General features: G+C 69.4%; 26 protein-coding genes and 3 pseudogenes. 11 read left to right on the top strand and 18 right to left on the bottom strand.

Annotation, left to right across the window (positions count from 1 at the left end; all coding sequences use genetic code 11):
- Positions 1-476, top strand: a 476-nt coding sequence (locus RB628_RS12510; RefSeq protein WP_318320441.1) for a hypothetical protein, incomplete at its 5' end; no start/stop codon positions are given.
- A 276-nt stretch (positions 477-752) separates the two neighbouring features.
- Here the strand turns inward: RB628_RS12510 and RB628_RS42580 are convergent.
- Positions 753-812, bottom strand: a pseudogene (locus tag RB628_RS42580) (hypothetical protein); the annotation flags it as partial.
- 443 nt (positions 813-1,255) lie between these two features.
- Between RB628_RS42580 and RB628_RS12500 the strand changes: the two are divergent.
- The 4 genes and pseudogenes from RB628_RS12500 to RB628_RS12485 all read left to right on the top strand — a co-directional run bounded on the left by RB628_RS12500 (position 1,256) and on the right by RB628_RS12485 (position 3,017).
- Complete coding sequence (locus RB628_RS12500) at positions 1,256-1,561, top strand: transposase (RefSeq protein ID WP_318320436.1); 306 nt, start codon at positions 1,256-1,258, stop codon at positions 1,559-1,561.
- Positions 1,558-1,863 (top strand): IS3 family transposase, encoded by a 306-nt coding sequence (locus tag RB628_RS12495; protein WP_318320435.1) that lies wholly within the window; start codon positions 1,558-1,560, stop codon positions 1,861-1,863. Before RB628_RS12500 ends, RB628_RS12495 begins: the two co-directional genes overlap by 4 nt.
- Before the next feature lie 359 nt (positions 1,864-2,222).
- Complete coding sequence (locus RB628_RS12490; RefSeq protein WP_318320434.1) at positions 2,223-2,603, top strand: IS3 family transposase; 381 nt, start codon at positions 2,223-2,225, stop codon at positions 2,601-2,603.
- Positions 2,600-3,017 (top strand): annotated as a pseudogene (locus RB628_RS12485) (PIN domain nuclease). Before RB628_RS12490 ends, RB628_RS12485 begins: the two are co-directional and overlap by 4 nt.
- Positions 3,018-3,078: 61 nt before the next feature.
- On the opposite strand, the gene RB628_RS12480 reads toward RB628_RS12485, so the two are convergent.
- From RB628_RS12480 to leuA, 3 genes are all read right to left on the bottom strand, one after another.
- Complete coding sequence (locus RB628_RS12480) at positions 3,079-4,302, bottom strand: sialidase family protein (RefSeq protein ID WP_318320433.1); 1,224 nt, start codon at positions 4,300-4,302, stop codon at positions 3,079-3,081.
- A 272-nt stretch (positions 4,303-4,574) separates the two neighbouring features.
- On the bottom strand, positions 4,575-5,291 hold the full coding sequence (locus RB628_RS12475; RefSeq protein WP_318320432.1) for a TerB family tellurite resistance protein: 717 nt from the start codon (positions 5,289-5,291) through the stop codon (positions 4,575-4,577).
- A gap of 218 nt (positions 5,292-5,509) precedes the next feature.
- Positions 5,510-7,240: a 2-isopropylmalate synthase gene (leuA, locus tag RB628_RS12470; RefSeq protein WP_318320431.1), complete on the bottom strand. Its 1,731-nt coding sequence runs from the start codon at positions 7,238-7,240 to the stop codon at positions 5,510-5,512.
- Positions 7,241-7,612: 372 nt separating this feature from the next.
- Between leuA and RB628_RS12465 the strand changes: the two genes are divergently transcribed.
- From RB628_RS12465 to RB628_RS12450, 4 genes and pseudogenes are all read left to right on the top strand, one after another.
- A complete protein-coding gene (locus RB628_RS12465) occupies positions 7,613-8,695 on the top strand; it encodes a M4 family metallopeptidase (RefSeq protein WP_318320430.1) in 1,083 nt (360 codons plus the stop codon).
- Between the two features lie 92 nt (positions 8,696-8,787).
- Positions 8,788-9,054, top strand: a complete 267-nt coding sequence (locus RB628_RS12460) for a protealysin inhibitor emfourin (RefSeq protein ID WP_318320429.1) — start codon at positions 8,788-8,790, stop codon at positions 9,052-9,054.
- Positions 9,055-9,133: 79 nt separating this feature from the next.
- A complete protein-coding gene (locus RB628_RS12455; protein WP_412180646.1) occupies positions 9,134-10,498 on the top strand; it encodes a GH1 family beta-glucosidase in 1,365 nt (454 codons plus the stop codon).
- Positions 10,495-10,655, top strand: a pseudogene (locus RB628_RS12450) (MFS transporter); the annotation flags it as partial. The gene RB628_RS12455 and the pseudogene RB628_RS12450, both read left to right, overlap by 4 nt.
- Before the next feature lie 12 nt (positions 10,656-10,667).
- On the opposite strand, the gene era reads toward RB628_RS12450, so the two are convergent.
- Complete coding sequence (gene era / locus RB628_RS12445; RefSeq protein WP_318320427.1) at positions 10,668-11,651, bottom strand: GTPase Era; 984 nt, start codon at positions 11,649-11,651, stop codon at positions 10,668-10,670.
- Between the two features lie 194 nt (positions 11,652-11,845).
- On the opposite strand from era, the gene RB628_RS12440 reads away from it, so the two are divergent.
- A complete protein-coding gene (locus tag RB628_RS12440) occupies positions 11,846-12,184 on the top strand; it encodes a P-II family nitrogen regulator (protein WP_318320426.1) in 339 nt (112 codons plus the stop codon).
- 13 nt (positions 12,185-12,197) lie between these two features.
- Positions 12,198-12,587, top strand: a complete 390-nt coding sequence (locus RB628_RS12435) for a hypothetical protein (protein ID WP_318320425.1) — start codon at positions 12,198-12,200, stop codon at positions 12,585-12,587.
- Here the strand turns inward: RB628_RS12435 and RB628_RS12430 are convergent.
- The 13 genes from RB628_RS12430 to RB628_RS12370 all read right to left on the bottom strand — a co-directional run bounded on the left by RB628_RS12430 (position 12,584) and on the right by RB628_RS12370 (position 24,589).
- The gene (locus RB628_RS12430) at positions 12,584-13,570 is read right to left on the bottom strand and encodes a WxL protein peptidoglycan domain-containing protein (RefSeq protein ID WP_318320424.1); all 987 of its coding nucleotides are present in this window, start codon (positions 13,568-13,570) and stop codon (positions 12,584-12,586) included. The two genes, RB628_RS12435 and RB628_RS12430, sit on opposite strands and share 4 nt — an antisense overlap.
- 121 nt (positions 13,571-13,691) lie before the next feature.
- Positions 13,692-15,020, bottom strand: a complete 1,329-nt coding sequence (locus tag RB628_RS12425) for a beta-xylosidase (protein WP_318320440.1) — start codon at positions 15,018-15,020, stop codon at positions 13,692-13,694.
- A gap of 257 nt (positions 15,021-15,277) precedes the next feature.
- On the bottom strand, positions 15,278-15,775 hold the full coding sequence (locus RB628_RS12420) for a hypothetical protein (RefSeq protein ID WP_318320423.1): 498 nt from the start codon (positions 15,773-15,775) through the stop codon (positions 15,278-15,280).
- 330 nt (positions 15,776-16,105) lie between these two features.
- On the bottom strand, positions 16,106-16,495 hold the full coding sequence (locus RB628_RS12415) for a hypothetical protein (RefSeq protein WP_318320422.1): 390 nt from the start codon (positions 16,493-16,495) through the stop codon (positions 16,106-16,108).
- Positions 16,496-17,028: 533 nt separating this feature from the next.
- Positions 17,029-17,388, bottom strand: a complete 360-nt coding sequence (locus RB628_RS12410; protein ID WP_318320421.1) for a cytidine deaminase — start codon at positions 17,386-17,388, stop codon at positions 17,029-17,031.
- Between the two features lie 254 nt (positions 17,389-17,642).
- Positions 17,643-18,002, bottom strand: a complete 360-nt coding sequence (locus tag RB628_RS12405) for an MmcQ/YjbR family DNA-binding protein (protein WP_318320420.1) — start codon at positions 18,000-18,002, stop codon at positions 17,643-17,645.
- A complete protein-coding gene (locus RB628_RS12400; RefSeq protein WP_318320419.1) occupies positions 17,999-19,327 on the bottom strand; it encodes a hemolysin family protein in 1,329 nt (442 codons plus the stop codon). Before RB628_RS12400 ends, RB628_RS12405 begins: the two co-directional genes overlap by 4 nt.
- Complete coding sequence (ybeY, locus tag RB628_RS12395; RefSeq protein ID WP_318320418.1) at positions 19,324-19,821, bottom strand: rRNA maturation RNase YbeY; 498 nt, start codon at positions 19,819-19,821, stop codon at positions 19,324-19,326. The genes RB628_RS12400 and ybeY overlap by 4 nt, the downstream gene beginning before the upstream one ends.
- Positions 19,822-19,834: 13 nt before the next feature.
- Entirely contained in the window at positions 19,835-20,893 is a 1,059-nt protein-coding gene (locus tag RB628_RS12390) for a PhoH family protein (protein WP_318320417.1), read from the bottom strand.
- Between the two features lie 151 nt (positions 20,894-21,044).
- On the bottom strand, positions 21,045-22,163 hold the full coding sequence (locus tag RB628_RS12385; protein WP_318320416.1) for a carbohydrate kinase family protein: 1,119 nt from the start codon (positions 22,161-22,163) through the stop codon (positions 21,045-21,047).
- Between the two features lie 107 nt (positions 22,164-22,270).
- Positions 22,271-23,266, bottom strand: coding sequence for an adenosine deaminase (locus RB628_RS12380; protein WP_318320415.1), 996 nt, complete (start codon positions 23,264-23,266; stop codon positions 22,271-22,273).
- A gap of 19 nt (positions 23,267-23,285) precedes the next feature.
- Positions 23,286-24,194 (bottom strand): ribonuclease Z, encoded by a 909-nt coding sequence (locus RB628_RS12375; RefSeq protein WP_318320414.1) that lies wholly within the window; start codon positions 24,192-24,194, stop codon positions 23,286-23,288.
- A gap of 32 nt (positions 24,195-24,226) precedes the next feature.
- Positions 24,227-24,589 (bottom strand): histidine triad nucleotide-binding protein, encoded by a 363-nt coding sequence (locus tag RB628_RS12370; RefSeq protein WP_318320413.1) that lies wholly within the window; start codon positions 24,587-24,589, stop codon positions 24,227-24,229.
- Positions 24,590-24,669 lie beyond the last annotated feature (80 nt).

Raw genomic sequence — 24,669 nt, 5'->3', positions numbered from 1 at the left:
TTGAGCCGGGTGACGCCGGGGAGGGTGGGAGCAGCCCTGACAAAGCCGGGACGGGTAACGGCTCGTTACCCAAGGGCACCCGGCTGACCGCAGCGGATGCCGCCGAGGCCATCGGCCACAGTGAAGAGACCACCGAGCAGGACCTGGCCGCGCTGGCCCTGGAAGGACATGCCCGCAAGGTCTACAAGAACCCGCGCAAGGAGATCCCCTCCCGCACCCGGCCGAGCGAGCCGCAGCCGGAAGAACTGGCGTACGTCATCGGCGAAAGCCTCTTCTGGGAAGAACCGGCAGACGCAGGGGATACCGGCGACGGTTCCGCACAGTTGCCGCAGTCCGCGCCGCCCGGGTCCTGGGACGTCGGCCTGGCGGGCAAGCTGGACCTGATCCTGGAGCAGATGGCCGACATGCGCGAGCGTCTTGAGCGCCTGGAGCAGGCAAGCCAGGGCCGAGGAGCCAAGCGCCCCAAGGGCGCCTGACTGCATGCAGTGAAAATCCCCGGAGAGCCATGGCTTTCCGGGGATTTCCGCTGCGGCCCTATCCGACCGGGTGCGACGGGCGCCGGCCGGAACAGGAGATCGTGCTGGGCAGTCAGTCGAGTCGAGAGCGACATCCCAGTTCTCCAGCCCCTCACGGATCGGCTGGATCAAGGCGTCCATGCGGTCCCGGCGCAACTCCTCGGCGTACGGCTGCCCCAGCAGATCAGACGTGGAGACGCCCAGCGCGCGGGCACAAGCAGCAACAAGAGCCGGGGAGGCAGCCTTCTGCCCGCACTCCACCTTCGACAGCAACGACTTCGACACATGAGCCCGCATCGCCAGCCCCTGCTGCGTCAGCCCGCGCTGCTTCCGGACACGGGCGATCCGAGCGCCGGTGTGCTCCTCAATGCTCTGCGACACGGCGAACTCCGTTCTGCGGCAACACTCAGACGGTACCCCCGCAACACGGCCCCGGACCGGCCGAACAACGATCACCCCGGCTGCCCGCAGAACCACACCAGCCAGTCCGACGCTTCGGACCGCACTCCAGCCGAACGACCAGCCGAACGACCAGCCGAACGACCAGCCGACGGCCACGGCCTATCACCACGGCGGTGTCTAGTCCCAGGTGATGTTTGACGTTCTGGTCCCGGCTGATGCTTGACGGTGGGCCTAGACAACATCGGAAACTTTGTGGGGCTTGTTCGCTTTCATGAACCTTCCCCTTGATCGTGGACACCTGGAGACTGGGACGTGAGTTCCAGAGGAAGTAGTGCCAGGTGGGAAGTAAGAGCAACCGCAGCAGGCGGTACACGGAGGAGTTCAAACGGGACGCAGTGGCTCTCGTGCGTTCCTCCGGGAAGACCGTGACCGACGTGGCCCGGCAGCTCGGGGTCAGCGCTGAGGGCCTGCGGAACTGGGTCAAGCAGGATGAGATCGATTGCGGGCAGGGGGCGCCGGGAGAGCTGACGACGGCCGAGCGTGAAGAGCTGCGCCGGCTGCGGAGGCTGACCGCCGAGCAGGCGGAGACGATCGAGGTGCTGCGAAAAGCGGCGGTCTTCTTCGCGAAGGAGAGCGATCGATGAGCGAGGTGTACGCGTTCATCGAGGCGGAGAAGACCACCCACCATGTTGCTCTGCTGTGCCGGCTGCTGAAGGTGGCCCGCTCCTCCTTCTACGCATGGCTGGCCGGTGAGAAGCCCAGGCGGGCGAAGCAGGCCGCGGACGATGCCCTGGCGCACGAGATCACCGTGCTGCACCTCGCCTCCCGCGGCGCCTACGGAGTGCCGCGCATCCACGCCGGACGGCGTCGGCTCGGGCACCGCGTGAACCGCAAACGGATCGAGCGCCTCATGCGTGAACGCGGCATCAGCGGCGTCACACGGTGAACCTTCCCCTTGATCGTGGACACCTGGAGACTGGGACCTGAGGTTCCAGAGGAAGTAGCACCAGGTAGGAAACAAGTACACGAAGCGGTACACGGAAGAGTTCAAGCGGGACGCGATCGCGCTCGTCGACTCCTCGGGTAAGACGGTCACGGCGGTCGCCCTGGGAACTCGGCATCAGCTCCGAGTCCCTGCGCGGCTGGTACCGCAAGGCGAAGGCCAACCGGGGCGAAGGCGCCCCGGCGAAGTGAGCAGTGCCGAGCGCGAGGAGCTCAAGCGGCTGCGGCGGGAGAACCGAGAGCAGCAGCAGACGATCGAGATCCTGAATAAGCGACCGCCTTCTTCGTGAAGGAGAGCGACCGGTGAGCGAGTTGTACCGGTTCATCCACGCGGAGAAGGCAAACCACCCGATCGTTTTGCTGTGCCGGGCACTGCACGTCGCCCGCTCCTCCTACTACGCGTGGCGCGAGGGTGAGGCCGCCCGCCATGCCCGGCAGGCCGCCGACGACGCGCTCGCGCACGAGATCACGGTGCTGCACATCGCCTCCCGCCGCACCTACGGTGTCCCGCGCATCCACGCCGAACTGCGGCGTCTGGGGCGGCGGGTGACGGTGAACGCGGCGCTGGAGGACGCGATCAAGCGCCGGAAGCGCGCGTCGTTCCTGGGCTGGCTCGCGGAAGGCGGCCTGCCCGACCTGACCGGGCCGGTCGAGGCAGCGGGCGACCCACACCAGGCCGCATGAGCGAGCGCTTCCTCATCGACAAGTCCGCCCTCGCTCGCTACCCGAAGCCGGCCGTCCGTGCCGTGATCGATCTACTGCACAGCGCCGGGCCTGCTGGCCGTGTGCGGGGCAGTCGAGCTTGAGGTCCTGCACAGCGCCCGGTCCAAGGCGGACGCGGAACGGATCCGCGACGAGATGCGGGGCTTCGACTGGCTCCCCACGCCCGACGAGGCCTGGGACCGCGCGCTTGACGTACGGACCCGGCTCATCGCCGCCGGCAACTGGAAAGCCCTGTCGGTCGCCGACCTGGTCATCGCGGCAACCGCCGAAGGCAAAGGCGTGACCGTCCTGCACTACGACGGCGGTTACGACATGATCACGGGCGTGACCGGCCAGTCGACGCGTTGGGCAGTCCCTGCTGGAAGCGCCGGCTGACCACTCGTTGATCAGCAGGCCGAGCCCGGGTCGATGTCGGGCAGCTCAGCCCAGGCCCCCCTCAGCCCACCCCACCCACCAACACCCGCCGGAACTCGATCGACTCGTAGGTCCCCTCGGTCCCCGTCTCGTAGAGCACCCCCACCACCGCCCGATCCACCCGCACCAGATCCGAGTAGGCCGCCCTCCGATCCGACAACGTCAACACCTTCGTGAACGTCTCTCCCCCGTCCCCGCTCCTCCAGATCGCCATCGACCTCCGCGCCGTAGGCTCCGAAGGCCCCGAGAACAGCAACGCCTCCGAGCCGTCTTGCAGTTGAAGCACACTCCCCTGCACGATCGGAACGTCGTTCAGAGTCGGCTGGACGGTGTACGGGCGGTCCAAGGACTCCGCACCGTCGCTCGAGTACGAATCCAACCGGTTCCCCGGCATCAGACCGTTCTGGTCTCTCGACGAGAAGTACAGCCTGCCGTCCGGGAGTTGGGCCGCCGTCGTCTCGTTGGCGTTCTCGATGCCGTCGTACGAGTCGTCCACGAAGCCCGGGTGCCAGGTACGGCCGCCGTTGTCGCTGTAGATCGCGTGGCCGCCGTAGTACCTGGACTCCTGACCCGTGTCGGACGAACCCGCCGGCGGGGCCGCCGAGTGGTTGGACGGGATCACGATCCTCCCCGCGTGCGGGCCCTTCGTCAGATACACCGCGTGCCCCGGACCCGTCGCGTACCAGCGCCAGTTCGGTAGCTTCACCTGGGCCGTGATGTCGAGCGGGCTCGTGAAGTCGCGGCCGTCGTTCGCACCGGAGCTGGTCTGGACGAAGACCCTGCGGCTCTGTTCCGGCGTCGCCTCGCCCCGCATGATCTGGGCTTCCGTCACCGCGCCGTCGTTGTACGACGTCACCAGCACGATTCGGCCCGTCTTCTGGTCCACCACCGGCGCCGGATTGCCCCGCGTGTCACCGCCCCCGGCCGCGACGACCGACAGCGGGCCCCAGGTGCAGCCGCCGTCCGTGGAGCGGCGCAGGACCACGTCGATGTTGCCGCTGTCCCCCGCGCCGTCGAGCCTGCCCTCCGCGAAGGCCAGGAGGGTGCCCTTGAGGGTCGTGACGGTGGCGGGGATGCGGTAGGTGTCGTAGCCGTCCTGGCCCGCGGTGTAGGGGACCGACGAGGTGCAGTGCGAGCGGGTGGCCGCCTGGGCCGTCGCCGCGGTGACGTCGGTGGCGATTCCGGTGCCGGTGATCAGGGCCGCGCCGGTGGTGACGGCGAGCAGCGTACGACTCAGGGGCGTCATCGCTCTCCCTTACGGAGTGGGGTCCGTGTGTGTGGGTGCCGGGGTGCCGGTACTACGGCAACAGGAGCTGACAGTAACCGTGCTGACGGACCGTCAGCACGCGCGGCGCGTAAGGAACATACGTACCAGCGCGCCCTCCGCGTCGCGCGGGAGGGCGAGCTCGGGGGTACCGCCGAAAGGAACCCGAGGCCGTGTTGCTCCCTGGAGTACAGGCAGCCGGCAACCAAAGGCCAGGCAGGCCATACGAGCGAGGAGTCAGGAAAGCCGGAAGGCTACGACGGCGTGCGCGCCGCCGCCAGCAGCCGTGTCACGTCGTCCCCGCAGATCGTCAGCGCCGCACCCACCGTCCCGAGGACATCGCGTTCCGCCGGGGTGTAGGGGCCGTCGGCCAGGGCGATGCGGGCGCCCTGCAGCAGGATCGATTCGCGGCCCGGGGCGGCGAGGTGGGGGGCCAGGGGATCCAGGGCCTCGTGGAGCTCTATGGCGAGCCCGGGACCGCACGGCGGGCCGAAGAGGCGGCCCGTGTCGGCGGCGAGGGCTTCCACCAGTGCCTCCAGCTGGTCCTCCGTACAGTCGTCGAAGCCCGCCGCGCGGACGCCGGTCGCCGCTGTCTCCAGGGTGAGGCGGGTGTGGGTGCCGCCGGCGGCGGCGAGGACCGCGAGGGCGACCGTGTGGACCGCGTCGCGGAGCATCGCGGAGAAGCGGGTCGTGGTGGGGTGGTCGAGGACGTCCGTGCCGAAGTGGCTTTGGCAGGCCGCGCATTCGACGACCGGGCCGGTCACGCCGCGCGGGAGAATCGGTACGCCGAGGAGCGTGAGGCGGCGGCGGCCCGTCAGGCGCTGGTAGTTGCGGTCTCCGCCGCAGCCGGGGCAGAAGAACTCGCCGTCACCGACGCCGGTCCACACCGTCCGGAAGCACAGGACGCGTGCTGTCCGACCTCTGCGTACGACGCGTACGACACGGTCGTCTCGTCCCCGTTTTTGGAGCACGTCGCACCTCCGGTAACTCCCCCACTGCCTTTAGGGCGCGGGAGGTACCCCCACCGGCAACACCGCCGCGCTGGCGTGATGTTAGCCACTTTGTCGATGTGGAGTCAGTACCCAGGACCAGACCTGCCCATGACCCGCCCCCGGTTTGGCCGGTAAACGACGGCAGCCCCGCCCGCCACAGTGGGCGGACGGGGCGTGAAACCAACCGGTCGGGTGAGTCAGCGGCCCGCGCGGTTGACGGCGGAGACGACCGCCTTCAGTGAGGCGCGGGTCGTGTTGGCGTCGATGCCGATGCCCCACAGGACCTTGTCACCGATGGCGACCTCGATGTAGGAGGCGGCCTGCGCGGAGGCGCCCTCGCTCATCGTGTGCTCGGTGTAGTCCAGGAGACGGGCGTCGATGTCCAGACCCTGCAGGGCGTCGAAGAACGCCGAGATCGGGCCGTTGCCCGTGCCCACCAGGGTGGTCTCGACTCCGTCGACCTCCGCCTCGACGGTGAGGGTGTCCACGCCGTCCTTGTCGGTGGTCGACTGGCCGGTGCTGACCTGGATACGGCCCCAGGGGTTCTCGGGGTTCGGCAGGTACTCGTCCCGGAAGATCGTCCAGATGTCCTTCGGCGTGACCTCGCCGCCCTCGGCGTCCGTCTTGGCCTGAATCAGCTTCGAGAACTCGATCTGCATCCGGCGCGGCAGGTCCAGCTTGTGGTCGTTCTTCAGGACGTACGCGATACCGCCCTTGCCCGACTGGGAGTTGACCCGGATCACGGCCTCGTAGGACCGGCCGACGTCCTTCGGGTCGATGGGCAGGTACGGGACCGCCCACTCGATGTCGTCGACAGTGACGCCCTTCGCGGCCGCGTCGGCCTCCATGGCGTCGAAGCCCTTCTTGATGGCGTCCTGGTGGGAGCCGGAGAAGGACGTGTAGACCAGGTCGCCCACGTACGGGTGGCGCGGGTGGACCTCCATCTGGTTGCAGTACTCCCACGTACGACGGATCTCGTCGATGTTCGAGAAGTCGATCTGCGGGTCGACGCCCTGCGAGAACAGGTTCATACCCAGGGTGACCAGGTCGACGTTGCCGGTGCGCTCGCCCTGGCCGAACAGACAGCCCTCGACGCGGTCGGCGCCGGCCATCAGCGCCAGCTCGGCGGCGGCGACGGCCGTACCGCGGTCGTTGTGGGGGTGGATCGACAGGACGACGTGCTCGCGGCGGGTCAGGTTACGGCCCATCCACTCGAAGCGGTCCGCGTGCGTCGACGGGGTCGAACGCTCCACCGTGGCGGGCAGGTTGAGGATGATCTCGCGGCCCGGGCCGGGCTGCCAGACGTCCATGACCGCCTCGCAGACCTCCAGCGCGAAGTCCAGCTCGGTGTCGGTGAAGATCTCGGGGCTGTACTGGTAGCCGAACTCCGTCTCGGGGCCCAGCAGTTTCTCGGCGTACTCCATGACCAGCCGCGTGCCGTCGACGGCGATCTGCTTGATCTGGTCCTTGGAGCCGCGGAAGACGACCCGGCGGAAGACCGGCGCGGTCGCGTTGTACAGGTGGACCGTGGCGCGCCTGGCGCCCTTCAGGGACTCGACGGTCCGCTCGATCAGGTCCTCGCGGGCCTGGGTCAGTACGGAGATGGTGACGTCGTCCGGGATCGCGCCCGGTTCCTCGACGATCGAGCGGACGAAGTCGAAGTCCGTCTGCCCGGAGGCCGGGAAACCGACCTCGATCTCCTTGTAGCCCATCTTCACCAGCAGGTCGAACATCGCCCGCTTGCGGGCGGGGGACATGGGGTCGATCAGGGACTGGTTGCCGTCGCGCAGGTCGGTGGAGAGCCAGCGGGGAGCGGCGGTGATCCGGTTTCCGGGCCAGCTGCGGTCGGGGATGTCGACCTGCTCGTACCGGCCGTACTTGTGGATCGGCATGGAAGTGGGCTGCTGGCGATTGGCGCTGTGGGCCATGATGCGTGGGCTCCTCGTGGTGTCCTGAAGGACGGCCGACGGCGCAACGCCAGACTCCGCGGGGAGGGGGTCGGCCTCTACTTACAGGCCCTCGCCGCGGCAGCTAAGGAGGAGCAGCCCGAAACGCATGATGCTCCGCACTGTAGCCGAGCCGCGCCGGACGCGCGGGCCTGTATCACTATGCGGGACCCTCACAGTATGCGGGAACCAGGGAGCAAAAGGGGCAAAAAGTGCGCCATCCCACTCACCATCGAGCGTCGCCACCCACCACATACCACTCCGTCACCGAACGATGGGCCCCTTGTCCGGGTATTTCACCAATCATGGTTGCGGGTAGTGACAGTCGTGTGACCCGGTGCAAGGGTGCCGGGCATGACGACAAACGGGGGCTCTGAGCCCGTCTTCTGCACGATCGTCCCACCGCACATCCTCAGCACACTCGCCCGCCACGAGGACCCGGCCGTCTCCGGCCCCGCACAGCACACGCTGCTCCTCGACGCCGAGAACCGGACCAGGCGCAGCCTCACCGCCGAGTACGGCCGGGCCGCCGCCCCGGCCGTGAAACCACCCTCCGACCAACCGCTGCGCACGATCTACGACGCCGAGCACCGAACCACGCTGCCCGGCACAAAGGTGCGCGCCGAAGGCTCCGAGCCCGGCCGGGACACCACCGTCAACCGCGCCTACGCCGGCCTCGGCGCCACCTTCGAGCTCTACCTCAAGGCCTACCAACGCCATTCGATCGACGGCGACGGCCTGCCCCTCGACGCGACCGTCCACTACGACGAGGGCTACAACAACGCCTTCTGGGACGGCAAGCAGATGGTGTTCGGCGACGGTGACGGCGAGATCTTCGTCGACTTCACCAACTCCATCGACGTCATCGGCCACGAGCTCACCCACGGCGTCACCCAGCACACCGCGAACCTCACGTACTACGGCCAGCCCGGCGCCCTCAACGAGTCGATGTCGGACGTCTTCGGCACGCTCATCAAGCAGTACTGGCTCGGCCAGACCGCCGCCGAGGCCGACTGGCTCATCGGCGCGGGCCTGCTCGCCCCGAGCGTCACCGGCACAGCCCTGCGCTCCATGAAGGCACCGGGCAGCGCGTACGACGACGACGTGCTCGGCACGGACCCGCAGCCCGCGACCATGGACGGCTATGTCCGCACCGGCCGCGACAACGGCGGCGTCCACATCAACAGCGGCATCCCCAACCACGCCTTCTACATCGTCGCCACCACGCTCGGCGGATACGCGTGGGAGCGGGCCGGGCAGATCTGGTACGACGTGCTGACCGGCGGCGAGCTGAAGGAGAAGGCGTTCTTCGACGACTTCGCCCAGCTGACCGTCGCCACCGCGAACGAGCGCTACGGCGACGGCGAGGAACTGCAGGCCGTGCTGAAGGCGTGGGAGCGGGTCGGAGTGCCCATCACGCCCCGGGCCCGCCTGTAGCCGTACGGGCCGCCCGTACCTGCCGCACTCGGCGCTCGCCGCCGGTCGCGCGTCACTCGTACTGGAGCCGTTCTCGTACTAGACAGGGACCCATGCGTATTCAGGTGAGACGTACGGGCGGATTCGCGGGCATCGAGCGGTGCGCCGAGGTGGACACCTCGGGGCGCCCTGATGCCCACGAGTGGCACGCCCTCGCCGATCAGGCGATCGCGGGGGGCCAGGGCACCCGCCCGACCGGGGTGCCGGACGGTTTCAGCTACGAGATCACGGTGGACGGGAAGACGGTGTACTGCGCCGATCCCCGGCTCACCGAAGAGCAACGGCAGCTGATCTCCAGGGTGTTGAAAGAGGGGGCATAACGGGTGTCGCGGGTGCCGACGGACAGGGTGTGACCGCATCGTCACCCCGGCCCGTTGACACCCCTTACTCCCGGTACCCATGATCCGGCCCATGGCGACCAACCCGATACCCCAGTTCCCGGCCGGCTTCCTGTGGGGCGTGTCCACCTCTGCGCACCAGATCGAAGGAGCGGTGGACCAGCGCGAACCGTCCGTGTGGGACACCTTCACGGCCGAACCCGGACGCGTGAAGGACGGCTCGACGGCCGCGGTGGCCTGCGACCACTTCCACCGCTACCCCGAGGACGTGGCCCTGCTGGCCGGCCTCGGCGTGGACGCGTACCGCTTCTCCATCTCCTGGCCGCGCGTGAACTCCCCGGGCGGCCTGGACTTCTACGACCGGCTGGTGGACGAACTGTGCGCGGCGGGCGTACGTCCCGTCCCGACCCTGTTCCACTGGGATCTGCCGGTGCGCCTGGACTGGCTGGAGCGGGACACGGCGTCCCGGTTCGCCGAGCACGTGTCCGTCGTGGCCGAGCGGCTCGGCGACCGTGTGAAGAAGTGGATCACGATCAACGAACCCGCCGAACACACCCTGTTCGGGCATGCGTTGGGCGCGCACGCGCCGGGCAAGCAGCTGATGTTCGACGCGCTGCCGGCCGCCCACCACCAGCTCCTCGGCCACGGTCTGGCCGTACGGGCACTGCGCGCCGCCGGCGCCACGGACATCGGGATCGCCAACTCGCACGGGCCGACCTGGCCGGCGTCACAGGAGCAACCGGACCTGGAGGCGGCGGAGTTCTACGACCTGCTGCTCAACCGGCTGTTCGCCGACCCGATTCTGCTGGGACAGTACCCGGACGGCATAGGCGAGTTGATGCCCGGAACCGCCGACGAGCTGGAGTCGGACCTGAAGGTGATCGGGGAGCCACTCGACTTCTACGGCGTCAACTACTACGCGCCGACCCGGGTGGGCGCGCCGCAGGGCGCCGACATCGAGTTCGGCGGCCTCACGATCCCGGCCGAACTTCCCTTCTCCGTACGGGAGATCGAGGGCGTCCCGGTGACGGACTTCGGCTGGCCCGTCGTACCGGAGGGCCTCACGGAGCTGCTCACCACCTTCCGGGACCGTTACGGCGACCGGCTGCCGCCCGTCGTCATCACCGAGAACGGCTGCTCGTACGAGGGGCTCGACGACCAGGACCGGATCGCCTACCTGGACGGTCATGTCCGGGCGGTGCACCGGGCGTTGGAGGTGGGCGTGGATGTACGCGGCTACTTCGTGTGGTCGCTGCTGGACAACTTCGAGTGGGCGGAGGGGTATGCGCAGCGGTTCGGGCTGGTGCATGTGGACTTCGAGGATCCCGCCACGCTGAAGCGGACGCCCAAGGCGTCGTACGGCTGGTTCAGGGACCTCCTCCGGGCACAGCGGGAGAGGCAGGAGGGGGCGGTGGCGCAGGGGTGACGACGACGGAGGGAGCGGAGGATGCCTCGGGGACGGCGGCGGCGCTCGCCGAGCCCGTGGAGCGGGTCGGGCGGGGTGGACCGCGTCGCTCTCGCTCGCCAACGGGGCGATCCGGGTGGGCTGGTTCGGGCCGCTGCAGATCCTTCCCGTCTGCCAGATGAAACCGTGTTCAGAACCCCAGTTTCCGCAGTTGCCGCGGATCCCGCTGCCAGTCCTTCGCGACCTTGACGTGAAGGTCCAGGAAGACCGGCGTACCCAGCAACGCTTCGATCTGCTTGCGCGACTTGATGCCGACCTCCTTCAGCCGCTTGCCCTTCGGGCCGATGACGATGCCCTTCTGGCTGGGCCGCTCGATGTAGACGAACGCGTGGATGTCGAGGAGCGGCTTGTCGGCCGGGCGGTCCTCCCGGGGAAGCATCTCCTCGACGACGACCGCGATCGAGTGGGGAAGCTCGTCGCGTACGCCCTCCAGCGCGGCCTCCCTGATCAGCTCCGCGATCATGATCTGTTCCGGCTCGTCCGTGAGGTCACCCTCCGGGTAGAGCGCCGGGCCCTCGGGCAGCAGCGGGACCAGCAGGTCTGCCAGCAGGCCCACCTGCTGGTCGGCGACCGCCGACACGGGCACGATCTCCGCCCACTCGAATCCCAGCTCCCGGCCGAGCTGGTCGATCGCGATGAGCTGCTCGGCCAGTGCCTTCCCCTCCACCAGGTCGGTCTTCGTCACGATCGCGACCTTCGGCGTCTTCTTGATCGCCGCCAGTTCCTTCGCGATGAAACGGTCGCCGGGGCCGAGCTTCTCGTTCGCCGGGAGGCAGAAGCCGATGACGTCCACCTCGGCCCACGTCGTACGCACGACATCGTTGAGGCGCTCGCCCAGCAGCGTGCGCGGCTTGTGCAGCCCCGGGGTGTCGACCAGGATCAGCTGCGCGTCCTGGCGGTGCACGATGCCCCGTACCGTGTGCCGCGTCGTCTGCGGCTGGTTCGCGGTGATCGCCACCTTCTGGCCGACCAGAGCGTTCGTGAGGGTGGACTTGCCCGCGTTGGGGCGGCCCACGAAGCAGGCGAAGCCGGCGCGGTGCGCGGCCGAGACCTTCGACGGCTCGGTCGGCTCGGACGGCTCGGATGACGGGGTACGAACGCTCATGGCGCCCATTGTCCCTGATCCACGGAGACCCGCCGCACGCCGAGCCCCGCCACGGCCCTCCGAAGGGTGAACAACGGTCCACGGCACACCGGCGACGACCTTACGGTGGCACGCCTGGACGGCATACGATCACGGCGTCCCGGGCCACGGTGCCCCGGTTCCGTCCTCCGTCCACTCCCCCCGCAGAAAGTCAAGAGCCAGGTATGAAGCTCATCACCGCGATCGTCAAGCCGCACCGCCTCGACGAGGTCAAGACCGCGCTCCAGGAACTGGGGGTGCACGGTCTGACCGTGACCGAGGCCAGCGGGTACGGGCGCCAGCGCGGCCACACCGAGGTGTACCGCGGCGCCGAGTACCAGGTCGACCTCGTCCCCAAGGTCCGTATCGAGGTCGTCGTCGACGACGGGGACACCGACGCCGCCATCGACGCGATCGTCAGGGTCGCGCGGACGGGCAAGATCGGCGACGGCAAGGTGTGGGTTCTGCCCGTCGAGACGGTCGTACGGGTGCGGACGGGCGAGCGCGGCCCTGACGCGCTCTGAGGTGGGGGGCGTCATGAGTGGGGGGTCCGGCGAGTGGTACGCGCTCGTCGAGGAGATGGCGGGGCGTTCCGACGACTCCGAGTGGTGGCTCAAGGAAAAGCTGCACGTGGAAGGCGGCAGGGAACAAGCCCTGTCCCGCGCCGCGGAGTTGAGCCTCGCCTACCCGAAGGACCCCTGGAACGGCGGGCCGAAGTACGGCTACCTCGTGTTCCGGACGTCCGAGACGAGCTGGCTCATCGAACTCAGCGACGAATACTGGTCCGAGAACTCGGACGGGCCCAAGACCTTCACGAAGCACGCGCGGCTATCCGTCGCACAGCTCGTGGCGTCGAAGGAGACCCCGCCCGTCGAACCCCCCGCCGGGAAGAAGGGCATACTTCGCCGGGCCCTGGGCCGCGACTAGGCCGCCCGGGCGTGATCGGCGCGCTGTCCCCGTGTTCCGGGCCTCGCCCGGCGCGCCCTGATCGCCAGTACGGTCCCCAGCACGCCGAACACCACCAGCACCACCGCCATGAGCCACGGCAGCGCGAAGAAGGACACGCTCGCCGACTCCCTGGTGTCCTTGGCGGACGCCGTCAACGTGACGTCGCCCCAGTCGAGTTGGGGCGCGCCGCGCCAGGGTTCGGTGAGCCTGACCCGTTGGCCGGGCAGCAGCTCGGAGGGGAGCCTGGTGAGGTCGCGGGCGACCAGCGTACGGCCGAACAGGCCCTGTGCCCGCAGCTCCACCCTGGGGTCGAGGGTGACGTTCCCGGTGTTGTGGAGGGTGTACGAGATCGTCGCCGTGCTGTCGCCGAAGCCCGGGACGAGGGGCTGGTCGTGGCTGATCCTGACCCGCTCGACGGCGATCGCGGAGACGGCCGGCCCGTTCACCCGCAGGTAGATCCGCGCTCCGACCGCGCGCCGCACCCCGAGTGCGAGTGAACCGTCGCCCGCGTCGATCCGTTCGTCGAGGGCGACCAACGCGCCCACGTGATCGCCGGGTTCGGCCCGTTCGGGCACCCGGAGGGTGAAGGGCACGGTGACCGACTTGTGCGGGGGCACGGTGATCCGGGACTTCGCGGGCCGCGCCCAGGCGCCCACACCCCGCTGCTTCTCGTCGAGGGTGCGTATCGCGAACCCGCCGTCGCGGACGGTGTTGTAGGCGTCGGCCGCGTACAGCCGGAAGGTGAGCGGCTCGCCGGTCTTGTTGGCGACGGTGACCTTGTCCTCGGCGGTCGTACCGGGATCGGCGGAGAGGTAGAAGTACGGGCGCTGGGCCACGGCGGAGGCGGTGGGGAAGACCGACCAGCTGCCGTTGTCGGCGGCGCGGGCTGGGGCGGACGTCAGGAGTGACGTGCCGAGCAATGCCGACAGGAGTGCGAGAAGGACGTACGGCTTGCGGCGCATCGGGAGCAACATGGGTGCGGACCCCCACGGACGGGACGGCCGGGAGCGGTCGGGCGGGTGCGCGCCCGGCCACCGGATGACGAACAGCCGTTCAGATGAAGGTTGTTCAGGTGAACGTTGTTCAGGAGAGGGTGAGGGTGAGTACGCCGGAGTACGTGCCCGGCGGGGTGAACGCCGGTACGTTCAGCGACAGTCCGGCGTCGACGGTGAACTCGCCGCCGGTGAGCGTGCCGTCGGGTGCGGAGGCCAGGGTGGCTCCCGAACTGCCCACGGCACCGGCGGAACCGGCCTGACAGGTACTGGGACTTCCGGCCTTGGTGGTGCAGGCCGGGGTCCAACTGAGCTTGCCCGCCTCGATCTTGGCTCCGGGACCGGTGAAGTCGGTGACCTTGCCCGTCAGGGACCAGCCCGCGGGGCCGCCGCGGAAGTCCTTGACGGTCACCGTCTTCAGCGCGCCCTCCGAGGGCCCGCCCTTGCCGAAGTCGACCGCCGACAGCTGAACGGCGTCCCCGGCCTGGGTCATGGACAGGTCGCCGGCCTTGACGGTGGTGGTGAGCTTCTGGCTGTTGTCGGGAACGGGCGTGTCGTCGATGACGACGTAGGCGGCCGGGCCGGCCCCCTTGTCGTCGTTCCACGCGCTGCCCTCGTACGCCACGACCCCGGTCGTCGTCTTGTCGTTGACGGCGAGGGTGCCGCTGAAGGCGCCCTGGGAGTCGGCGGTCACGGTCGCGGTGTCGGCGGTCTGGGTGGCCCCGGACCGGCCGGCGAGTGTGACCGTGGCACCGGCGGTGAAGTTGGCGCCGTTCACGGTGACCCCGGCCCCGGGTGCCCCGGAGGCCGAACCCAGCGTGATGGCACGGGTGTTGGTCTGGGTCCCGTCCGTTGCCGTGATCGTCTCGGAGACGGGTGCGGGCGGGGTGAGGAGCGTGCAGGGAGTGTCCAGCTCAAGGATGTAGCTGGTGTGGATGTTGTAGTCGCCGGGCGAGAGGGTGATCGCGCCGGGCGCGGTGACCGTGAAGGTGCCGGTCATCGAGAAGGGCGGGAAGGCACCCTTGCCGGGCACGGGGTCGTTCTTCCTGGGTCCCGCGACGGTGATGTCGCCGGTCTGCGCTCCGCCCAGGGTGACCTTTCCGGTGGGCGTCATGATGTCGGCGGGCAGCGCGAGATCGGTGGGGTTGCTGGCGGCCGGTTTGACCACCGTGTACGTCACGGTGACGGTGTCGCCGACCTGGGGCGCGGGGTTGTCCACCGTGATCTCTCCGGTGGTGGTGCCGTCGATCGGCGGAAGGCCCGCGATCGGCGGCGGTACACAGTGCGTGGCGTAGTCCACGGCGGCGGACGCCGTGGTGAGTGCGCCGGCCGGGACGGCCAGCGCGCCGCCCGTGGTGACCGCTAGTGCGGTCGCCCCGAGCAGCGCGGCCCAGCGTCGTCTTCGGCCGGTCGGACCCATGGTTGCCATGGTGGCCATGGTTGCCCCCTCTGAGGGATGCGGGCGCAGCGGCTCGTCTGCGCCGACAGGGGGCCATTGATGAGCAGGTTGTGTGAGAAGTCAATGCAATCGCACGGAATAACGGGGAATCACGGAAAGTGAACTGACGAGCCATCAGTTTCCTGTCGGGGGTCCGTCGGTTCCCAGTCGGAAACGGCCGACGCCGCCGCGGAGCGGGCGACGCCGGCCGTCTCACCGGATGGTGCGGGAGGGGACGGTCACTCGTAGACGAACGGTCCCGGCGACTGGTTCGCGGCCGGGGTACAGGTGACGCTGATACCGAAGATCACCATCACGAGGCTGCCGCCGCCCGCGTCCAGACTGTCCCCGGAGGCGACAGTGCCGGTGAGCGGGCCGACGACGACGTTGGCACCGGTGGCCATGGCCGGGTTCTTGGTCCCGGTGAAGGCGGTGGTGCCACCGCCGGCCTTCGTCATGATCAGCGTGGAGCTGATCGAGTCGGCGGCGAGGGGAAGCGGGGCCGTGATCGCCGAGCTGACGGTGATCGTGGCCGAGGTGCCGGTCTGGGTGGCGGTCAGAGTGGCCGCACCGCCACCGTAGAAACCGCAGTTGAAGGTGACCGTCGCGGTGGTGGGGGCGACGGCCGCGGCGGCCGGCGCGAAGGCCAGACCGGTGACGGCGAGCGAACCCGCCGCAAGTACCGCACCGATACCGAGCCGCCTGCGCGCAGGCGGGCGTACTGACGTGCTTGTCATTGATCGAATTCCCTTCCCTGGTACGGGAATTGCCATGTGGGGAAATGCGATGTGGGGGGCTCGACGGCCGGGTGCGGTCAGCCGCGGGCGGGTGCGGGGCGCCACGCGGTGGTATCTGACGGTCCGTCGGGAGAACGGGTTCCATTGATGCGTGGGTTGCCTGCGATTGCAAGAGACGCTCTGCTGGTTCTTGCGGAGGGCCGGAAAAGTGGCCGAAGACGTACCCCCGACGAACCATGACGTAACGACAGGCGGCCGGCCCCGCGCGGATGCGGTGCCCGCCGGTCGCGGCGAACGGATTCCGGCACTGCCCGATGGCAGGACCCCCGGTCAGACCCCCACCCGACGGGCCGCCGCACGCCGGGCGCGTCGTGAGGCGCGGGAGGCCGGAGCCGTCGTACCGCCGCCCCGGGTCATGGCCGGGGCCAGGCCCGTCAGGTCGGCGAGGTTGTCCACAAAGGACCGGATGGTCTGGGACTCGACGAAAGGCAGCAAGTTCAGGCCCAGGTCGAAGAGGTTGGCGTCAGGGGCGGCGAGGTACAGGCCGCGGACGGCCTTGCCGACCCTCTCGGCGAGACAGTCGGTGACCGACTCGACGGCGAATGCCCCCGCCGGTGTGTGCGGCTGCGAAGACGGGGTTGGCGGCGAGGGCGAGGAGCTGGGTGAGGTCGTCCGGGGCGAGCCGTACCGCGTGCCGGTCGGTGGCGTCGGGCAGCGCACCCAGTGATTCCAGGGAACCGGTCGGCCACGTCCAGACGCCGGAATCGCGGCCCGCGTCCCCCGTCATCCAGCCGCCCGTGCACGGCGACACCCCGGACAGCCGGGGTTGGTCGACCCGGAATGGAGGGTGCCACGGGCCAGGGCGAGGGTGAGGACGTCCCGCACCGGGAGGGCCTCCGTACGGACGGCGGCCACCGCCGGCCCGTACCTGTGGCGGCGATACCCGCCGGGGTGGCACCCCAGGAGACGAGGGCACCTGCGTCAGGGCGTACTCATGGGCGAAGTCGGCGCCCGCGTCAGCATCGGCTTCGGCGCCCGCGTCAGCGTCAGCGCCCGCGCCCGCGCCCGCGTCAGCGAGCAGGACCTCGGCCGCGCCCGCCCCGTACAGCAGCTCCGGCGAATGTTCCGGGCAAACCCCGACAAGGCCGCCGGACCGGCGCCGAGCCCGGCGAGACGGCAGGCAACCGGTCGGTGGCCTCGTCCAGTCGCCGTGGCTGCGGGACACGGTCCTCCAGGCGGACGGTGACGACGCCTCAGCCCGCCGGCACCGTCACCCGAACCACCCCGTCGGGCGCGGCCAGGTGCACCGGAGTCGCAGGCCCACCCAGATCCCGCACCGCCGCGAGATCCGCCGCCGAAGCACCCTCCGCAACCGTCACGACCGCCGCCGCCTCCAAGGACTTGGCCCCCGAAGCCACCGCCATGGCCACCGCCGTCTGCAGCGCGCTCAGCTTCAGCGAGTCGAGGACAACCGTGCCGGCGACATACGTACGTCCGGTCTCGTCCCGTACGGCCGCCCCCTCCGCGACGCCGTTGCGGGCCCGGGCAGAGCGGGCGAGGGTGACGATCTTGCGGTCCTCGGGGTCGAGGTCGAGCGCGTTGCTGTCGGTCATGCCCCGAGCATACTTACGAGTTTGTCCCCTTCCGGAAACGCATGACACAAGGAAGTCACACAAGAAGAGGTATCAGGCACCGGCGATCAGGGCATGACCCTTGAACCGCGAGCCATGAGGAGGCGTTATGAACCGCCAGACCCGCATCCGCGTCACGCGTCGGCCCAGCGCTCCTTCACCCCGCGACCTCCCCATCGACCGCAGGACGCCCTCGGGCCGCATCCTGCCGTACTAGACAGCCGGTCACAGCCTCCTCAGGGCCGGTCGAGCCGTAGCCGCTCCGCGCGCGGCAGACCGGCCACCACCAGGTCGTACGAGTCCTCGATCAGCTCGCGCACGAGCTGATCGGACAACTCCCCGTCGACCGTGACGGTGTTCCAGTGCCGTTTGTTCATGTGGTACCCGGGGATGATCATCCCGGGGTGTTCGGCGCGCAGCCGGATCGCGTCCTCCGGGTCGCACTTCAGGTTGACCGTCAGGGGCCGGTTGTCCAGCCAGGACAAAGCGAACATCTTGCCCAGCACCTTGAGGACCGAGATCTCCGGGCTGAACGGGAAGTCCTCCACAACGGAGTTGAAGGACAGACAGAAGGCACGCAGCTCGTGCGGAGTCACGCGTCGTCCTCCACCTTCTCGTCCTCCGGTTTCTCCTCCTCCAGTGACCCGGCATGGTCGGCCGGCTCGACGAGCACCGTCACGATCTTGTTCCGCCGTCCGGCCGCCGCCTCCGCCGTGAGCCGCAGTTCGCGCCCGTCGGGCAGCCCGACGACGGCCGAGGCCCCGGCGATCGGCACGCGGCCCAGCGCCTTCGCCAGCAGCCCGCCGACCGTCTCCACATCCTCGTCGTCGTACTCCTCGAGCCCGTACAGCTCGCCGAGGTCGGTGATGTCGAGGCGGGCCGTGACGCGGTGACGCTCGTCGCCCAGCTCCTCCACGGGCGGGAGTTCACGGTCGTACTCGTCGGTGATCTCACCGACGATCTCCTCCAGGATGTCCTCGATGGTCACGATGCCGGCCGTGCCGCCGTACTCGTCGATGACGACGGCGACATGGTTGCGGTCGCGCTGCATCTCACGGAGCAGGTCACCGGCGTTCTTCGTGTCGGGCACGAAGGCGGCGGGCCGCATGGCCGTCGACACCAGCTCGCTCTCCGCGTCCCGGCTGATGTGCGTCTTGCGCACGAGGTCCTTCAGATACACGATCCCGACGACGTCGTCCTCGCTCTCCCCGGTGACCGGTATCCGTGAGAACCCGGAGCGCAGCGCGAGGGTGAGTGCCTGACGGATGGTCTTGTACCGCTCGATGACCACCAGATCCGTACGCGGGACCATGACCTCGCGTACGAGCGTGTCGCCCAGCTCGAAGACGGAGTGCACCATACGGCGCTCGTCGTCCTCGATCAGGGACTCCTTCTCGGCCAGGTCGACCATCGCCCGCAGCTCCGCCTCGGAGGCGAACGGGCCGCGCCTGAAGCCCTTGCCGGGAGTGAGGGCGTTGCCGATGAGGATGAGGAGGGAGGGGATCGGCCCCATCACGCGGGCGAGCGGCAGCAGTACGTACGCGGCTGCCGTGGCCGTGTTGAGGGGGTGCTGACGCCCGATCGTGCGCGGCGAGACCCCGACCGCGACGTACGAGACGAGGACCATCACGCCGATGGCGACGGCGAGGGCCTGCCAGGTCTTGTCGAACTCCTGAAGGCAGGCGTAGGTGACGAGCGCCGCGGCGGCCATCTCGCAGGCCACGCGCACCAGCAGCGCCACGTTGAGATAGCGGGTCGGGTCGGCGGCGATCTGCGCGAGCTTGGCACTTCCGCGCCGACCACCGCGTACGGCCTCCTCGGCGCGGAAGCTGGAGACGCGCGCGAGGCCCGCCTCGGCGCAGGCGGCGAGCCAGGCGACGACGACCAGCGCTATGGCACCGGTGACGAGTTGGGGGTTCATGACACCGTCGGAGCGGGCGACGGGCCGGTCATCCCCCGCTCGCCGCGCCAGCCGTCGACGATGGCGGCCTGGAGGCCGAACATCTCGGCCTTCTCGTCCGGTTCCTCGTGGTCGTACCCGAGGAGGTGCAGCACGCCGTGGACGGCGAGGAGTTGGAGCTCCTCGTCCATGGAGTGCTGCGTCTCCGCCTCCTTGCCCTGCTTCTCGGCGACTTCGGGGCAGAGCACGATGTCACCGAGAAGCCCCTGCGGAGGCTCGTCGTCGTCCTTCGACGGCGGGCGCAGCTCGTCCATCGGGAAGGACATGACGTCGGTCGGACCGGGCAGGTCCATCCACTGCATGTGCAGTTGTTCCATGGCGTCGGCGTCCACGACGATCACCGAGAGTTCGGAGAGCGGGTGGATGCGCATCCGCGCGAGCGCGTAGCGGGCGATGTCGAGGATCGCCTGCTCGTCGACCTCGGTTCCGGACTCGTTGTTGACGTCGATCGACATGGTGCTGGTCTGTCTACTTCCGCTTGTTTCGGACGCCCTTGTGGGTGCCGTTCTCCGTACCGTTCTCGCTGTCGTACTTCTCGTACGCGTCGACGATACGGCCGACCAGCTTGTGCCGGACGACATCCTGGGAGGTGAGCCGCGAGAAGTGGACGTCGTCGAGGCCTTCGAGGATGTCCTGCACCTGCCGCAGGCCCGACTTGGTCCCGGACGGGAGGTCGACCTGCGTCACGTCACCGGTGATCACGATCTTCGAGTCGAAGCCGAGCCGGGTGAGGAACATCTTCATCTGCTCGGCGCTGGTGTTCTGGGCCTCGTCCAGAATGATAAAAGCATCATTAAGGGTCCGTCCCCGCATATATGCCAGCGGCGCGACCTCGATCGTCCCCGCCGCCATCAGCCGCGGGATCGAGTCCGGGTCCAGCATGTCGTGCAGCGCGTCGTACAGCGGGCGCAGGTACGGGTCGATCTTGTCGTACAGCGTGCCCGGGAGGAATCCGAGGCGCTCCCCCGCCTCCACCGCCGGGCGGGTCAGGATGATGCGGCTGACCTGCTTGGCCTGAAGCGCCTGCACGGCCTTCGCCATCGCGAGATACGTCTTGCCGGTACCGGCCGGGCCGATGCCGAAGACGATGGTGTGCTTGTCGATGGCGTCGACGTAGCGCTTCTGGTTGAGGGTCTTGGGGCGGATGGTGCGGCCCCGCGAGGACAGGATGTTCTGGGTGAGGACCTCGGCCGGGGTCTCCTGGCCGTCACCCTCCCCGTTCCCGCTCGCCCTGAGCATGGCGATCGAGCGTTCCACTGCGTCCTCCGTCATCGGCTGTCCGGTGCGGAGCACCAGCATCATCTCGTCGAACAGCCGCTGGACGAGGGCGACGTCGCCCGCTTCGCCAACGGCGTTGACTTCATTGCCCCGGACATGGATGTCGACCGCCGGGAAGGCCTTCTCGATCACGCGCAGGAGGGAGTCTCCGGAACCCAGCAGGGCCACCATGGGGTGGGCGGCCGGGACGGTGAACTGCGCTCGTGCCTGCCCCCGCGCAGGGGGCTGAGCTGTGGGTGTCTGAGTCATGGGCCGGCTCGTAGGCCTGCACGACCTCCTCAATGAGGCTCGCTTACCACGTGGGTAGCCTTCCGGTCCCAGGGTACGTCGGTGCACTGACAACGCCGTAGGGCTTTTAGCTCACGGTCCGGTGTACGCGTCCACGGTCGGGTGTACGCGCTCACGCCGATCTGCGGAAACCGATCGTCGGTACCGCCCGCCGCAGCGGCCACGGGCGCGGTCGTACGGTCCTGGGCACCAGGTCCGCCAGGAAGGCGTACCGGCGCAGGGCCGCCGGGTCCTGGTGCTCGTACGACTGGATCTCGCGCCACCAGGCCCCGATCTCGGACCAGCCGGGTGCGGAGAGTGAGCCGCCGAAGTCCTGGACGGAGAGGGCGGCGGTGAGGCCGGCGAAGGCGAGGCGGTCGGCGAGCGGCCAGTCGGCGAGGGTGCCGGTGACGAAGCCCGCGACGAAGACGTCGCCGGCACCGGTGGGATCGAGGGCCTCCACGGCGATGGCGGGCACCTCGGCCGTCTCCCCCGTCCGCCCGTCCACCGCGTACGCGCCCTCGGCGCCGAGGGTGACGACGGCGAGCGGTACGTGGTCGGTGAGTGCGCGGGCTGCCTTGCGGGGGCAGTCCGTGCGGGTGTACCGCATCGCCTCCTCGGCGTTGGGCAGGAAGGCCTCGCAGTGCTCCAGGTCGGCGAGACCGGCGAGATCCCAGTGGCCGGTGTCGTCCCAGCCGACGTCGCCGAAGATACGGGCGCCCTTGCGGGCGGCCTGGGCGATCCAGGGGGCGCGGACGCCCGGTGTGAGGGAGGCGACGGCGGCCCGGGCGGGCGGCGGGCACTCCGTGGCGGGCTCCTCCGGGGGCGGCTCATGGCCGTGGGAGACCATCGTGCGCTCACCCTCGTACGCCATCGAAACGGTGACCGGGGAGTGCCAGCCGGGGACCGTGCGTGACGTCGAGAGGTCGATGTGCTCGCCCTGTTCGAGGGCGTCCCAGCAGTACTCCCCGTAGTGGTCGTCGCCGAAGGCGGCTGCGAGGGAGGTCTTCAGGCCGAGCCGGGCGAGCGCGGTGGCCATGTTGGCGACCCCGCCCGGGCTGGATCCCATCCCGCGCGCCCAGGACTCGGTGCCGCGCACCGGGGCGGAATCGAGCCCGGTGAAGATGATGTCGAGGAAGACGGTGCCCGTCAGATACACGTCCCACGGCGGATCGTCGGGCGCGCGCACGGCGGCCAGGGGATCGACCTGGGCCTGGCGGTAGGAAGATCCCTCTCCGGTGGACGCGGTCACGATGCGCTCCCTGACGACGGTGCGGATCAGGCCAGTCTGCACCACACCGCTGACAACGGCCCGCCGCTCCCGCCCCGGGACCGGCGCGTGGCGCCTGGAGGGGGCCGTCAGCCGCCGAACTCGTACGCCTCCACCTCGGCGAGATACCGCGCCCGCCGCTCCTCGTCATGCTCCAGGAACGACGCCAGGAACGAGTTGCGCGCCAGCTCCCGCAGCCGCTCCTCACCCAGGCCCAGGGCCTCCCGTACCGCCGCGAAGTTGTCGCCGACGTATCCGCCGAAGTAGGCGGGGTCGTCGGAGTTGACCGTGCACAGGAGGCCCGCGTCGAGCATCGCGGGCAGCGGGTGCTCGGCCAGTACGCCGACGGCCCGCAGCCGTACGTTGGACAGCGGGCAGAGCGTCAGCGGCACCCGGTCCCGGACGAGCCGTGCGACCAGCTCCGGGTCCTCCATACAGCGCAGCCCGTGGTCGATCCGCTCGACGCCGAGGACGTCGAGGGCCTCGGTGATGTACTCCGGCGGCCCCTCCTCCCCGGCGTGCGCCACACGCCGCAGCCCCAGCCCGGCGGCGGCCTGGTACACCTCGCGGAACTTCACCGGCGGATGCCCGACCTCGGCGGAGTCGAGGCCGACACCGGCGATCCGGTCGAGGTGGGGGCGGGCCGCGTCCAGCGTCCGCATCGCGGACTCGGCGGACTCGTCGCGCAGGAAGCACATGATGAGCTGCGTGGAGATGCCGTGGGTCGCCTCGCTCTTCCCCAGCGCCCGCCACAGCCCGTCGACGACCGTTCCCATCTGCACACCACGGGCGAGATGGGCCTGCGGATCGAAGAAGATCTCCGCGTGCCGTACGCCCTGCGCGGCGGCCCGCGCGAGATAGGCGTTGGCGAGGTCCTCGAAGTCCTGCTCGGTACGCAGAACGGCCATGAGCCCGTAGTACAGGTTCAGGAAGGACTGCAGGTCGTCGAAGAGATACGCCTTGCGCAGCGCTTCGGTGTCGGCGTACGGCAGCGCGACACCGTTGCGCGCGGCGAGCTCGAAGGCCAGCTCCGGTTCGAGGGTGCCTTCGATGTGGAGGTGAAGTTCAGCTTTGGGTAGGGGCATCAAAGAATCGTAGGCCGCTTCACCGGCGTTTCGGGACCGGCACCCTCAGTAGGTCATGGGCGACGGTCAGCTCACCCTCGTACCCCGCCGCCCGCGCCTGCCGCTCGAACTCGTCCGGGTCGGAGTAGCGCTGGCTGAAGTGGGTGAGAACGAGATGCCGTACGCCGGCCTGCCGGGCGACCGCTCCCGCCTGACCGGCGGTCAGATGACCGTGGTCAAGGGCCAGTTGGCAGTCCTCGTCCAGAAACGTCGACTCGATGACGAGCAGGTCGCACCCTTCGGCGAGCACGTGCACCCCATCACACAACCGGGTGTCCATGACGAACGCGAACCGCTGCCCGCGCCGCGGCTCGCTGACGTCGTCGAGGGTGACGGAGCCCAGGGAGCCCTCCCGCTGGAGGCGTCCGACGTCCGGCCCCCTGATCCCGTGCTCGGCGAGCAGCTCCGGCAGCATGCGGCGCCCGTCGGGCTCGACGAGGAGATAGCCGTACGACTCGACGGGGTGCGAGAGCTTCCGGGCTTCGAGGCGATAGCCGGCCGTGGTCGCCAGCACCCCGCCGTCCCCCGCCACCGGCACCTGCCTGATCTGGACGGTCTCACGGTAGGCGGTGGCGTACCGCAGACGGTCGAAGAACTTCTGCCCGGAGCGCGGATAGTGCGCGGTCACCTCGTGCGGGACGCGGTCGAGGTTGATCCGCTGGATGACGCCGGCGAGCCCGAGCGAGTGGTCCCCGTGGAAGTGCGTGACGCAGATCCGGTTGAGGTCGTGGGCGGCGACCCCGGCACGCAGCATCTGGCGCTGCGTGCCCTCGCCGGGATCGAAGAGAAGCCCCTCGCCGTCCCAGCGGAGCAGGTAGCCGTTGTGGTTGCGGTGCCGGGTGGGTACCTGGCTGGCGGTGCCGAGGACCACCAATTCACGTCCGGACAAGGAAAGTTACCGATCTTGGATCGTTGGTCCGCTTACCCGGGCGGCCACTGCATGCCGCGCCCGCCGAGGATGTGCGCGTGGGCGTGGAAGACGGTCTGGCCGACGCCGCTGCCTGTGTTGAAGACGACGCGGTAGCTGTCCAGCTTCTCCTCGCCCGCGATCTCACCGGCCTCGCGCAGCACATCGGCGGCGATGCCCGGTTCGGCGGCGGCCAGGGAGGCCGCGTCGGGGTGGTGGACCTTCGGAATCACCAGGATGTGCGTCGGCGCCTGGGGGTTGATGTCCCGGAAGGCGACGGTCGTGTCCGTCTCGCGGACGATCGTCGCCGGGATGTACCCCCCGACGATCTTGCAGAACAGACAGTCGTCCTGCGGTGCACCGCTCTCGTCCGCCATGCGTGTGCCTCCTCACGCTCGCCGATCATTACGGAGCCATCGTATCGAGCGTCCGCCTCCGGCCCGTCCGGTGCCTTCCA

The organism is Streptomyces sp. ADMS (genome assembly GCF_033441795.1).
GTDB lineage: Bacteria > Actinomycetota > Actinomycetes > Streptomycetales > Streptomycetaceae > Streptomyces.
The sequence above is the reverse complement of the archived record's forward strand: the minus strand, read 5'-3'. Positions and strand labels throughout refer to the sequence as shown.